The sequence below is a fragment of the Ruminococcus bromii genome, from assembly GCF_928721825.1.
GTDB classification, from domain to species: domain Bacteria; phylum Bacillota; class Clostridia; order Oscillospirales; family Acutalibacteraceae; genus Ruminococcoides; species Ruminococcoides bromii.
Map to the genome: position 1 here is coordinate 1539422 of NZ_CAKMVP010000003.1, position 12324 is coordinate 1551745.

Annotated in this window: 12 protein-coding genes; 4 read left to right on the plus strand and 8 right to left on the minus strand. The window is 41.4% G+C overall.

Annotated features, from left to right (window positions below; genetic code table 11):
* Positions 1-94: 94 nt before the first annotated feature.
* Positions 95-2833 (minus strand): YfhO family protein, encoded by a 2739-nt coding sequence (locus QDI94_RS07705; protein WP_278868171.1) that lies wholly within the window; start codon positions 2831-2833, stop codon positions 95-97.
* Positions 2834-3062: 229 nt separating this feature from the next.
* Here QDI94_RS07705 and QDI94_RS07710 point away from each other — a divergent pair, with 229 nt between their 5' ends.
* Both QDI94_RS07710 and QDI94_RS07715 read left to right on the plus strand, forming a co-directional pair.
* Positions 3063-4037 carry a glycosyltransferase family 2 protein gene (locus QDI94_RS07710; protein WP_101028277.1) on the plus strand — a complete coding sequence of 325 codons (975 nt, stop codon included), beginning with the start codon at positions 3063-3065 and terminating at the stop codon, positions 4035-4037.
* Positions 4038-4499 carry a GtrA family protein gene (locus QDI94_RS07715; RefSeq protein WP_278868172.1) on the plus strand — a complete coding sequence of 154 codons (462 nt, stop codon included), beginning with the start codon at positions 4038-4040 and terminating at the stop codon, positions 4497-4499.
* Positions 4500-4568: 69 nt separating this feature from the next.
* Here the strand turns inward: QDI94_RS07715 and QDI94_RS07720 are convergent, their stop codons facing one another.
* From QDI94_RS07720 to QDI94_RS07730, 3 genes are all read right to left on the minus strand, one after another.
* On the minus strand, positions 4569-5120 hold the full coding sequence (locus tag QDI94_RS07720; protein WP_021883846.1) for a Fe-S-containing hydro-lyase: 552 nt from the start codon (positions 5118-5120) through the stop codon (positions 4569-4571).
* Positions 5121-5132: 12 nt separating this feature from the next.
* The gene (locus QDI94_RS07725; protein ID WP_423242033.1) at positions 5133-5978 is read right to left on the minus strand and encodes a fumarate hydratase; all 846 of its coding nucleotides are present in this window, start codon (positions 5976-5978) and stop codon (positions 5133-5135) included.
* 277 nt (positions 5979-6255) lie between these two features.
* Positions 6256-7380, minus strand: coding sequence for an IS481 family transposase (locus QDI94_RS07730; protein ID WP_278866599.1), 1125 nt, complete (start codon positions 7378-7380; stop codon positions 6256-6258).
* A 483-nt stretch (positions 7381-7863) separates the two neighbouring features.
* Between QDI94_RS07730 and QDI94_RS07735 the strand changes: the two genes are divergently transcribed.
* Complete coding sequence (locus QDI94_RS07735) at positions 7864-8547, plus strand: response regulator transcription factor (RefSeq protein WP_015523055.1); 684 nt, start codon at positions 7864-7866, stop codon at positions 8545-8547.
* Entirely contained in the window at positions 8534-10105 is a 1572-nt protein-coding gene (locus tag QDI94_RS07740) for a sensor histidine kinase (RefSeq protein WP_278868175.1), read from the plus strand. The genes QDI94_RS07735 and QDI94_RS07740 overlap by 14 nt, the downstream gene beginning before the upstream one ends.
* Before the next feature lie 41 nt (positions 10106-10146).
* Here the strand turns inward: QDI94_RS07740 and fliB are convergent, their stop codons facing one another.
* From fliB to rpsT, 4 genes are all read right to left on the minus strand, one after another.
* The gene (gene fliB, locus QDI94_RS07745; RefSeq protein ID WP_278868177.1) at positions 10147-11178 is read right to left on the minus strand and encodes a flagellin lysine-N-methylase; all 1032 of its coding nucleotides are present in this window, start codon (positions 11176-11178) and stop codon (positions 10147-10149) included.
* A gap of 2 nt (positions 11179-11180) precedes the next feature.
* A complete protein-coding gene (locus QDI94_RS07750; protein WP_278868179.1) occupies positions 11181-11492 on the minus strand; it encodes a hypothetical protein in 312 nt (103 codons plus the stop codon).
* 60 nt (positions 11493-11552) lie between these two features.
* A complete protein-coding gene (locus QDI94_RS07755; protein ID WP_015523052.1) occupies positions 11553-11708 on the minus strand; it encodes a hypothetical protein in 156 nt (51 codons plus the stop codon).
* A gap of 152 nt (positions 11709-11860) precedes the next feature.
* Positions 11861-12121, minus strand: a complete 261-nt coding sequence (gene rpsT / locus QDI94_RS07760; RefSeq protein WP_101028284.1) for a 30S ribosomal protein S20 — start codon at positions 12119-12121, stop codon at positions 11861-11863.
* Positions 12122-12324 lie beyond the last annotated feature (203 nt).

Below are 12324 nucleotides of genomic sequence, written 5' to 3' on the forward strand. Positions count from 1 at the left end.
TAAATGCAGCCGCATACCGTTTGCTTTACAACACAAAAACCGCCGTACAGATTATTCGCTGTACGGCGGTAATGTTTAAAGATATTTAATTCTGTTATTCAGCGTTAATCTGAACTTCTTCGGGATTTTCAGAAATATCGCCTTTCTTTTTTCCGCGTTTTTTGATGATATATGTCCATACGCAGAGGAACGCAAAGGTTGCGGCACATATGATTGTCACGGTCAAGCCTATTGCAAATCCCTTTGGATAATACTCAAGCTTGATTGTATGCTCGCCCTTGTCAAGATTGAATGCAACGAGTGCGTTGCCGACAGGAGTAATTGTTACTTCCTTGCCGTCAACATATGCCTTCCAGCCCTCTTCATACGGAACAGAGGTGTAGAACAATCCGTTTTCCTGTGCATTGATTGTTCCCTCCATAGAACTGCCGGTAAGCTTTGTTGTTGTCATTACGCTATTTGAAAGCTTCTTGTAGCCTTCTTCAAAGACATCCTGATTCAGAACATCAACAAATACCATTGCAGAACCCGACTGTCCCTGCTGAAGATTTGAATAAACGGAAATCTTGTCGCCCTTTTTGCATTGACCGATGCAGGCAATGTAGCTTCTGCCCATACCGTAGGTCTTGCTCTGTGCAACATCGTTAATCATAACAGTTACATCGTCACCGCCCGAAATATCGGCATACATAAGATACAAGCCGTCCTTAGGTGCTTCGTAATTCCACTTTACATGCGGAGTAACCGTTGTATCGTTACAGTTGAATGAATATCTTCCGTAATCCGTTTTGTTTACGGGGAACTGGGTGTAGTCTGTGTGTCCCTGAGAAACAACATCAAGCGGAGTATAAACATCATCCTTAATGCCGGTTGCAAGCTTAAAAAATTCGTTCTGTGTGTCAAACGGATTGAACTGATCCTCGTTCTGATTAACCTGCCAGCCTGCAAGCTCGGAATTTGTCATAAAGCCCATCGGCAGATAGTGGTTGTTCTGTAAAAGCTTTACATTGCCGACGCCGTAAGCCTCTGTAAGGTCATAGGTATTCATATAGATACCGTCACGGGCAATGAGATATTTAAGATTCATAAAGAGGTTTGTCACAGGTGAACCCTCGGCATAGGTATAGCGGTTACCGCTCTTCCAACCCATCATACCAAAGTTTTCAAACAGCACGGTCATATCAACATTAGCCATTGAGTTGAACATTGAAAGTCCGTTGTAGTGGTTAAGAGCCGCGTCATTAAGAGTCTGAGTTGATGTCATCTCCGCTCTCCACATTTCGGTTGTATTGCCTTCAAGGCTGTCCATATAGTCAATTACCTGTGCCGTACTTTCCTCGCCTCTCGGATAATCGTAAGTACCCGTTACAGTTGTTGTCTTAACACCGATATAACCTGCGGCGGCACTCTCGCCCACAATTATGACGCCGAATACAATCAAAAGAACCTGTTTCGGAACAATTCTCTTTGTATAGAGGAAAAGCAGAACGCAGATTACAGCCGCAATAACTGCCGTGCCGACAAGCGCATAAGCCTCCTGTGTGCCGATGCCAAAGATGATTACAAGCGCAACAAAGAGTGCGGCAAGGATAACATCCCAGCAAGAGCTTGATTCAAGAAGCATAAATGCTCTGAATGCCATAACAACAAGCACAAAGCTGATGAGATAGCTGAAACGGTACGGAATCATATTTGTAAAGTGGAAGCCGTGCCAGATATAGTCAAGCTGTCTGATGATACAGCTGATAATCATAAAACCGATAAGACAGCCATCAACAATTTTCTCTTTGAGCGAAATTTTCTTGCTTGTGAAGAAAAGAATACCGAGTACAAGAGAAAGTGTACCGCAGGCAATGTTGGGCAACGCGTCAGCCTCTTTGATTGCAGGCGGCACAAAGGTGATAAAGTTTGAAAGAATCTTTCTGATTGCCTCAAGCACACCCATAAGGTCGTTTGTTGAACCTATGTTGATTGCAAAGGTTGTCGGAAAAGTTGCACCCGATGCGTTTGTGTTTTGCAGACCGAAGAATGCCGGCAACAGGAAAAATGCAGTAAGTCCGAGTGCAATCAACGAGTAAATACCTGTGTGAAGAAGATTTGTTGCAAACTTTTTGATGCCGTCCCATTTTACAATGTTGTATGCAATGAATGACAGCAGTACAAAAATGCAGGCAAACAAACCGATATAATAGTTAGTCAAAAGTGAAAGTGCAAGCGAAACTATGTAAAGTCTGAACTTGCCCTCTGTGAAGAGCTTTACTGCGCCAAGAGCAACAAGCGGTGTGATACAAACCGTATCAAGCCAGATTGTGTTCCAATAATAGCCCATAAAGAATGCGCAAAAGCCGAAGCTGCATCCGAAAATCACAAGAGAAAAATCATTCTTCTTAAAAAGACTGCGTAAAAAGATTGCCATAAACATACTTGCACATGCAACCTTGATTACAACAGAGAACATCAAAAATTCCCTCAGCCATTCACTCGGCAAAAATACCGTCAAAAAGTTGAGCGGGCTCATAAGGTAGTAGGACATAAGCGCAAAGTAGTTTACACCTCCGCCCTGCGTCCATGACCAGAACAGCGATTCGCCGTGCTTGAGCTTTTCCTGCATATCCGCAAGGAACGGATAATACTGATGCCACAGGTCGGTTACAAGAATCTGATTGTCACCGAACGGCGAAACCTTCATAACTCCGAAAGCGGCTGTCATCAGCACAAACGGTATGACAAAAGCCAGAATAATAAATAGATTGTTTGAGAAAAAGCCCTTGAAGCCACTTTTGTTTTCAATCGTGACAGGCTCCGACTTTTTCTTTTTCTTTACAGCGGGCATAATTTGACCTCCGAAATATTTTGTAATTGTTTTCCGATATGCACAAAAATGCAATCGGGTACAAGTAATCCATTCTATTTTAACGCTTTTCGTGTGTGATGTAAATAAAAAAACATAAAAATCTTAAAAAAAATAGACTTTTTGCGTTAGCTTTGTTATAATTAAAATCTAAGTGCGGATACTCTCACTCCTATGAGGTGGGTTTAACTTTATAAAGGTGATGTAAAAAATGAAAACAATAGATTTAGTTGTTCCCTGCTATAATGAAGAGGCAGGACTTGAGCATTTTGTGCTTGAAACCAACAAGGTTATCGACTCTCTGCCCGAGTATTCTTTCAGATACATACTTGTAAATGACGGCAGTAAGGACAGAACCTATCTCATTATGAAAAAGCTTGCGAAAACTTTTAACAATATCAAGTATATTTCGTTCTCACGAAATTTTGGAAAAGAGGCTGCAATGTTTGCAGGGCTTCAACACACAACAGCCGATTATGTTGTTGTTATGGACGCCGACCTTCAGCATCCTCCGCAGTTGTTTCCTCAGATGATTCAGGCTGTTGAACATGAGGGTTACGACTGCTGTGCGACAAAGCGTGCCGACCGTGAGGGCGAAAGCAAGTTCAGAGGAATTTTTTCAAAGCTGTTCTTCAAGCTTTCAAATAGGCTTACAGATGTAAAAATGCCCTACGGCGCAATGGACTTCCGTATGATGAGCCGTCAGATGGTTGACTCAATCCTTGAACTCAGCGAAGTTCAAAGATTTTCAAAGGGCATTTTCTCATGGGTTGGCTTCAACACAAAATGGATTGCCTACAAAACAGTTGACCGTCAGCTCGGTCAGACAACATGGAAATTTTCAAGTCTGTTCAAATATGCGATTGAGGGTATCACAAGCTTTTCGGTTGCACCGCTCAGATTCACGGCTGTTATGGGATTTATCATCTTCGTAATTTCGCTCATATACATTATAATAACGCTGATTCAGACGCTGTTTCTCGGAATTACCACACCCGGTTATGTCACCACGCTGTGCGCAATCCTCTTTATGGGCGGTATCACCGAAATGTCAATCGGCATTCTCGGCGAATACATAGGAAAAATTTATATGGAAGCCAAGGACAGACCTATCTACATTACAAAATTCTCTAATTTTGAAGATGAAGATAACGAAGAAAAAGACGATAAGGAGATTAAGGGTTAAATGGGTAATTTTATAAAGCAGTTTTTTGACATTAAATTTTGGAAGTTTATACTTGTCGGAATTTTAAACACGGTTGTAGGCATGGGACTTCAGTTTCTGTTCTTTAACCTCTGCGGATGGAACGAATGGATTTCGTCGCTTGTCGGCTACATTCTCGGCAGTATTTTAAGCTATTTTCTCAACAAATACTTCACATTCAAAAACAAGGACAAGGGCTGGAAGCCAATCGTTAAATTTGCACTCAATATTGCAGTATGCTACGGACTTGCCTACGGAATTGCAATTCCGCTCATCAGTATGCTCTGTACGGCAAACTGCTGGACAATGTTCGGCTGGAGCGTTGAAAAGTTTGCAGGCAACTTCTCAATGATAGTAGGCGCATGCCTTTTTGTGGCATTCAACTACATCGGTCAGCGTTTCTTCGCTTTCAGAGAGAAAAAAGAAGAGAGCGGCAAGCAATAATTTACAACAAACAAAAGGTCGGAAAAGCTTTTGCGCTCTCCGACCTTCTTTTAATTTAATGCCGCCGAATTATGATTTTCTGTATTTTGGCGGTTCGGTTTCATAGACATTGTTGCCGTTGCTGTCGATTGCAACTATGCACGGAAAATCTTCAACCTCATATCTGCGAACAGCCTCTGTGCCTAAATCTTCATAGCAGAGAATTTCCTCGCTCTTGATACTTTTTGCGATAAGTGCCGCCGCTCCGCCGATTGCGACAAGATACACGCCCTTGTTGCGAACAATCGCATCGACAACTTCTTTATTTCTTGCGCCTTTGCCTATCATTCCTTTGAGTCCGAGGTCAAGCAATGACGGAGCGTACTTATCCATACGATAGCTTGATGTCGGACCTGCAGGACCTACTGCATAACCGGGCTTTGCAGGGGCAGGACCTACATAATAGATAAGCTCGCCTTTGATGTCAACGGGAAGTTTTTCGCCCTTCTGAATCAATTCATAAAGTCTTTTGTGTGCGGCATCTCTGCCTGTGATGATTGAACCCGAGAGCAGAACGCTGTCGCCTGCTTTGAGATTTTTGATATCTTCATCCGTAATCGGAAGTGTAATTTTCTTTTCCACAGCTTTTCCTCCTCAGATCGTTGCACTTGCGTGTCTTGCGGCATGGCAACAGATGTTGACCGCAACAGGCATTCCTGCAATGTGTGTGGGTGAAGTTTCGATATTCACACCGATTGCAGTTGTATTGCCGCCGAGTCCTGCAGGGCCGAAGCCCATTTTATTGATTTCGGTGAGGAGCTCATCCTCAAGCTGTGCATAGCGTTCATCTTCATTTTTGGAATCAATCGGACGGAAGGTTGCTTTTTTTGCAAGCTGGGCGGCTCTTTCAAAAGTACCGCCGATTCCGACACCGACAACCATAGGCGGACAGGGATTTGGACCTGCCTGAAAAACAGTATCAAGAATAAACTGCTTAACGCCCTCAATGCCCTTTGACGGGGTGAGCATTTTTATCTGCGACATATTTTCACTGCCGAAGCCCTTGCCGCCGGCGGTAATTTTAATCTGATTTCCGCTGACAATTTTTGTGTGGATAATTGCAGGAGTGTTATCCTTTGTATTGATTCTGTCGAAAACAGGATCATTTACTACACTCTTGCGAAGGTAGCCGTCAATATAGGCTCTGCGAACGCCCTCGTTGACAGCCTCATCAAAACTGCCGTCCTCAATAACAACCCTATCGCCGTATTCAACAAAGAGGACAGCCATACCCGTATCCTGACAAAGGGGAACTTCTTCACTAGCCGCAATTTTATCGTTTTCGATAATCTGTGAAAGTACACTTTTGCCTACAGGCGAGCTTTCGTTATCCCTTGCGGTTTCAAGGGCGCACATAATGTCTTTTCCGATAAAATAGTTGCAGTCGGTAAACAGCTTTTTAACCGTATCGCATACCGTCTGCGCCTTGATTTTTCTTATTTCCATATCCGAACTCCTTAATATGAATTTAGCACCAAATTTTAACACTATACATTATAATTTATTTTCAACGGTATTTCAATAAGAAATGAAATGTGGTATAATCATTTTAACGGATTGTTATAACAGTTGTGATTTGAAGTACAGCGGCGAACCGTGTTAGCCAATAAAACATATTTTTATTCAGGTATAAAAATGTAAATATTTATACCGTAGGGGCGGATATTATGTCAAGTGCAACATGGTAACCACCTGTGCAAGGACATGGTATACAAATTCACAGTCTTGAAATCTTGCGGTGAATACGCTTGCCGGATGACGAGTCATACTCAGCAATAACAAAATTGCGATAGCAAACAAGAAATGAATCATTGTTTGGATTAGGTCTGAATTGAACATAATCATTGATGAAAGTTTCACTAAGATATAATTGAAAATTCTGAAAACGGACATATCCCCACGAATTTACTTTTATGACTTTAAAGCCGGGTTCATATTCAAACGGCTCCACCTTGTCAGCAAAAATCCTTTCGCTGTGAGTATAGACATCGGCAGGACATTTGTTCCCAAGTGCTTCATGAGGTCGCAGGCAATTATACTTAGTTCGCCACTCTTGCAGAGCCTTGTCAGCGTAATCCAAGTTCTTGAATAGATTATGATTTAAAAGTTCTCTTTTCATACTGCCATGAAACCGTTCAATTTTTCCTTGTGTTTGCGGATGTTTAATTCTGCAATGTATGGGAAGAATGTCATTGTTCATAAGGAATTTTTCAAACATAGTAAATCCATGTTTAAAACCTGCAAACTGAGAACCATTGTCAGAAAGTACGCTTGATGGCATACCAAACTCATAAAAAGCTTGCTTAAAAGCGTTAATAACGACATTTTTAGTGTTAGGAAAGCATGCTATTTTGATTGAGTATCGTGAGCTGTCATCAAGAATAGTCAATGGATAGCAATAACGATTATCGGCAGTTAAAAACTCTCCCTTGAAATCAGTTTGCCACATATCATTGCAATGTTCTTTCTGAAAGCGTTTAAAAGGCTTTCTTTTGAGAGATTCCTCTTCAGATATGAGTTGGTGTTTATGAAGAATGTTAGTAATGGTTCTTGGACAAGGAATGTTTTTATACCCTTGATTTTCAAGAAAAATTTTAATTTTATCATCACCCCAACCCGGGTTATCGAAACGAACAGAAACGATTAATTCTTCAATGTCGTCAGGCGTTTTGTTAGGAGAACATAATGGTCTGCGTGACATATCAGTTAAGGGCAGTCCCTGTTTAAATCTATCAACCCACTTGCGACCAGTTTTGCGTGTGATTTCATATTTCCGACATAGAGCACTAAAATTATTTGTTTCTAATGCTTTTGTAACAAATTCTAATCTTTGTTTTTCCACAGTTTTACACTCCCACGGCATAAAAACAGCTCCTTCATTTGCTATTTTCTTGCCATTTATTTTATCATAAAACTGTATACTATGTCTTTGCACTGTTGTATACTATGTTACTACACTGCACATATTATCCGCCCGTTTGATGAATTTATATGTTTATATTTAGTTTTTGATGTGATGAATGATATGTATTGTTTGTAAGGGAGAACCGTGTTCTCCCGCGGGCGAACGAGGTTCTCCCCAACAGTGTGGTACGAAGAATTACGATATTACGCTCGGGCATAATATGTGTTTTTAATATCATACTATCTTCACGAATAGGGAACGGCGGCTCGCCGTATGGACAGATAATATCCGCCCATACAATACTTCACCAACAAAATTGAAAATTAACATAATTTTATCACATTCGGATGATAGAGTAACAGTCGGAATACACTGCGTCTTAACCGACGCTTATAATTTTAATAAAAGGGGCGTACAAAAATGAGCAGGATACTTGTTGTTGACGATGAGGCAAGAATCAGACAGATTATCAGAAAATATGCCGAATTTGAGGGCTTTGAGGTTGAAGAAGCCGTTGACGGTATGCAGGCAATTGAAATTTGCCGTAAAGAGGACTTTGACCTTATTATAATGGATGTTATGATGCCTGAGCTTGACGGCTTTTCCGCTTGCAGGGAAATCAGAAAATTCAAGAAAACACCTATCATTATGCTTTCGGCAAGAGGCGAGGAGTACGATAAAATTCACGGCTTTGAGCTTGGCAGTGACGACTATGTTGTTAAACCGTTCTCGCCAAAGGAGCTTATGATGCGTGTTAATGCCGTAATCAAGCGTTCACAAGGCGCTCAGAACGAAGAGAATGTGAAGAAGGATGTATTTACATACGAAGGTCTTTCGGTTGATTTCTCAGCCAGAATTGTTACAATTGACGGCAAAAGAATTGAGATGACGCCAAAGGAATACGAACTCTTTTTCTATATGGTAAAGAACAAAGGACTTGCACTCACCCGTGAAAAGCTTATAAGCGAGGTCTGGGGCTACGACTTCTTCGGTGACGAAAGAACGCTTGACACACACATTAAGCTTCTCAGAAAGAGCCTTGGCGAATACAGCAGATGCATTGTAACGCTTCGAGGGGTGGGTTACCGTTTTGAAACAATCTAACAAACGATTTGACCGCCATTATCTGCCGTTGAATTTTAAGCTGTTATGCTATTTTCTTCTGTTCGGATTTGCAATTGTGATCGTGTTGTGGGTGTTCCAGACCTTTTTTCTTGAATCGTTCTACACGGCAACAAAATCTTCACAGGTTGAAAAGAACGCACAGGTTATTTCAAAGTCGATTGAAGAAAACAAAAACGCTCTCGGAACAATTGAAAATGTTGCAAGCTACAATTCACTTTCGGTTTATGTTTACGATTCAACTTCTCTTTTCACATTGAAGTATTGTTGCGAATATGACAACCCCGTTTCAAACCTGAATTTTCAGTATCACGATGTCTATTCATACTACAAGCTGGCAGAGGAAAATGACGGACATTATATGTTCATCACAAGTAACTACAAAGAGGACAGCATTAAAGGCAAGTTTGAACGACAGTTTTTTAATGAATATTCTTCATCCGACACAGCCGAGAGGAATACTATTCGGTATGCTTCCGCTCCCGATAAAGATGTTCAAAATATGGTTTACACCGACATTATCAATCTGCAGGACGGCAGCGAATGCTTTTTGATTGTAACATCGTCAATCACACCGCTGACTAACACGGTTGAAATCGTCCGTGACCAGCTTGCAATCGTTTCGGTTGTGTTTGTGCTTCTTGCCGTTATAATTTCGCTTTACGCAAGCTACAGAATCGCAAAGCCGATTTCAAAAACAAACACGGCGGCAAAGGAGCTTGCAAAGAAAAACTATGATGTTGACTTTAACGCAAGAGGATATCTTGAGGTTGAGGAGCTCAACGAAACGCTGAACTACGCAAAAACGGAGCTTGCCGCAACCGAAAAATTGCAAAAAGAGCTTATAGCCAACATCTCGCACGATTTGAGAACACCGCTGACAATGATTACGGGCTACGGCGAGGTTATGCGTGACCTGCCCGGTGAAAACACTCCCGAAAATATTCAGATTATTATTGACGAGGCAACAAGACTTTCAACACTTGTCAACGATTTGCTTGACCTCTCAAAAATTCAGTCGGGTGCAATTCAACCTGAAAAATCTGAATTCTGTCTTACCGACAGCATCAAGAATATTTTCACAAGGTACGCAAAGCTCAAGGAACAGGACGGATACAACATTCTGTTTGAGAGTGACGAAGATGTCTACATTTTAGCCGATGAACTGAAAATTTCACAGGTAATCTATAATCTTGTGAACAATGCAGTCAATTATGTCGGTGAAGACAAAACCGTTATTGTAACGCAAAAGGTAAACGGCAAAAAGGTTCTCATTGAGGTAACGGATCACGGTGACGGCATTCCTCCCGAAAAGCTTGAATACATCTGGGATCGTTACTACAAGGTTGACAAGGAGCATAAGCGTGGCGTTATCGGCACGGGACTCGGCTTGTCAATAGTCAAGGGTATTCTTGACAGCCACAATGCAAGATACGGCGTTCGCAGTACACTCGGCAAAGGCAGTACATTCTGGTTTGAACTTGACATTGTTTCCGTGAAAAAACGAAACAAAAAGAATTCGGACGAAAATAAAGAATAAACAACAAATCCCGAACACGGTAAAATGTGTTCGGGATTTATTTATAAAATACCTATTAAATTGTCGGTTGAAAAAAGTGGATTGAAGATAAATTCATCTTCGAGGAGTTCGCCGTTCTCATAGGAATGTTCGACCTCTTTTGAATATCCCTGCAAAATTTTCACAACTTCGGCTTGAGTCGGATTGTTGGGCCTTTCGAGTTCATAAGCGGTCACTATGTATGCACAGACCATTCGCTTGATTGTGGATATGACATTAAAACTGTCGATTGCGGAAAGGTAATATCTGCGGACATAATAGTCAAGATAGGCGGTAAGCGGTTTGTCAAAACGGTTTGACAGCGTATTATTTTTTGCAAAATCGGCGGTTGCTTCAAGCTCACATAGCCAATCATTACTCATAATATCAAGGGTTTTGTGCAAATCAAAAATGAATGACGCATCTCCGCAGCTTTGCTTTTTATATTCATCTGTCGGCATAGCCGTGATGTCAAAAATTTCATCGTCAAGCATATTCTGCACACGCTCGTTGAAGGCAAGAAGTCTGCACAATCTTTCGGACAAGGACATTTTGCAGTCTGAGAGAATTTCAAAAGTGCGTTTTCTTGCAGAGAGCAAAAAATTCATCTCGGTTGTGCTGTAATCGGTCTGTGAGTCCTGCGGAATATCGGTTGCAAAGCCTGTGTCAAAATCCGATTCAAGCATAAGCCTTGCCGCCTCGGGACAGGCAAACGAAAGCGTATGTTCACAAAAAACGGTGTAGTCCTGAGTGATTCTCGGAAATTCCTTACAGGTGTGACAAAGGTGATTTTCGCCGAGGTTGATGTAAATGTCGCACAGCATATCGCTGTTCCAGAACGGGCATTTTTCACCTTGCCTGATGAAAATTCTGTCGCCGTCCTCGTCAATTGTCATAAGCGACCTGAGCCTGTCGCCAAACTCGCCTTTGACTGTATTATAAAAATCAAAGCTTGTATCATCGACAACAACATCCCAGTCCCTGCAACAGCTGTCGGGACAGAGGTTCGCAATGCATCTGAATTTTTCGCAGTATTTCGGGAAGTAGTGTTTCATAGTCATGTCCATTTCAATGTAAGAATAAATTGCTCGTAGGCATCGTCCCAGCCGTCAATTGCGTTCACTCCGCCGCCGTTCACACTGCGAAGCTTGGTGTCGCTTTCGTCAAGTCCGAGTGCAAAAAGTTCGCCTGCACTGATTTTGTACCCGTGCGACCGGCAGAGAGAACAGAAGTTGTCAATCGGATTTTCGCTCTGTTCGGTTTTCAGAAGTTTTTCTTTGAGTTCTGCGTTGCTTTTGGCATCACAGAGAAGTCGGTCAAGTTCTTCCCGTATCATAAAATCACCACAAAAAATAAAATGAAGTTTCATAAAAACGGACCGCCCAAAAAATGAACGGTCCGCATTCGGCTTTTAAGATTTACTCAATAATTACTCAATTGAGCTGTCGAGGTATTCCATAAGCTCCTCGTCATCTTTTTTCTGCTTATCCTTAACAATAAAGAACGCTGTGAGAGCAGCAGAAAGAGCTGCAACTGCAGAGATGATACCGATAATTAAAGCCCATCTGCACTTATGATTTTTCATATTCTGTCGCCTCCAAATTTTGTATGCTTGTACGGCAGTAGTATCTGCCGTATCTTTATTTATATTCTAACAGTTTTTACAAAAATGTCAACAGAACAAAATAAAAAAGCAGAGAATATTCTCTGCTTTTAAGCCTGTAAGATTTATTGCACTTATGCTGATGCGTTAAGTCTTTTAGCAAGTGATGATTTGCTTCTTGCTGCAGTGTTCTTGTGAAGAATACCCTTAGCTGTTGCCTGGTCAATTTTCTTAATAGCAAGACGAACTGCCTCTGTTTTGTTGTCAGCGTTAGTGTCAACTGCGTAATAAGCCTTCTTTACAGCTGTTCTGAGAGCAGATTTTGTAGCCTTATTACGAGCAGTCTTTGTAGCAATAACTTTAACACGCTTTTTAGCAGATTTGATGTTTGGCATTGTCCCACCTCCTTAAAGTATCGGTCATATAGGAATTATGATAGCACAAGAATGTGCAAAAATCAAGTCTTTTTACAAAAAAAGTTGGATTTTATGCGGATTTTATCGGTTTTCTCTGTTCCGCAACAACATCTTGTGTATTGATTTTTTCATTCATCTATATGCTGTAACAGAAAAATAACAGAAATTTCCCCGCCGCATAA

Excerpts from the sequence above, each read along its gene's own strand:
- QDI94_RS07755 (WP_015523052.1), bottom strand. The coding sequence starts at position 11,708 with ATGAAAAATCATAAGTGCAGATGGGCTTTAATTATCGGTATCATCTCT.
- QDI94_RS07710 (WP_101028277.1), top strand. The coding sequence starts at position 3,063 with ATGAAAACAATAGATTTAGTTGTTCCCTGCTATAATGAAGAGGCAGGA.
- QDI94_RS07750 (WP_278868179.1), bottom strand. The coding sequence starts at position 11,492 with ATGAAACTTCATTTTATTTTTTGTGGTGATTTTATGATACGGGAAGAA.
- fliB (WP_278868177.1), bottom strand. The coding sequence starts at position 11,178 with ATGAAACACTACTTCCCGAAATACTGCGAAAAATTCAGATGCATTGCG.
- QDI94_RS07705 (WP_278868171.1), bottom strand. The coding sequence starts at position 2,833 with ATGCCCGCTGTAAAGAAAAAGAAAAAGTCGGAGCCTGTCACGATTGAA.
- QDI94_RS07715 (WP_278868172.1), top strand. The coding sequence starts at position 4,038 with ATGGGTAATTTTATAAAGCAGTTTTTTGACATTAAATTTTGGAAGTTT.
- QDI94_RS07735 (WP_015523055.1), top strand. The coding sequence starts at position 7,864 with ATGAGCAGGATACTTGTTGTTGACGATGAGGCAAGAATCAGACAGATT.
- rpsT (WP_101028284.1), bottom strand. The coding sequence starts at position 12,121 with ATGCCAAACATCAAATCTGCTAAAAAGCGTGTTAAAGTTATTGCTACA.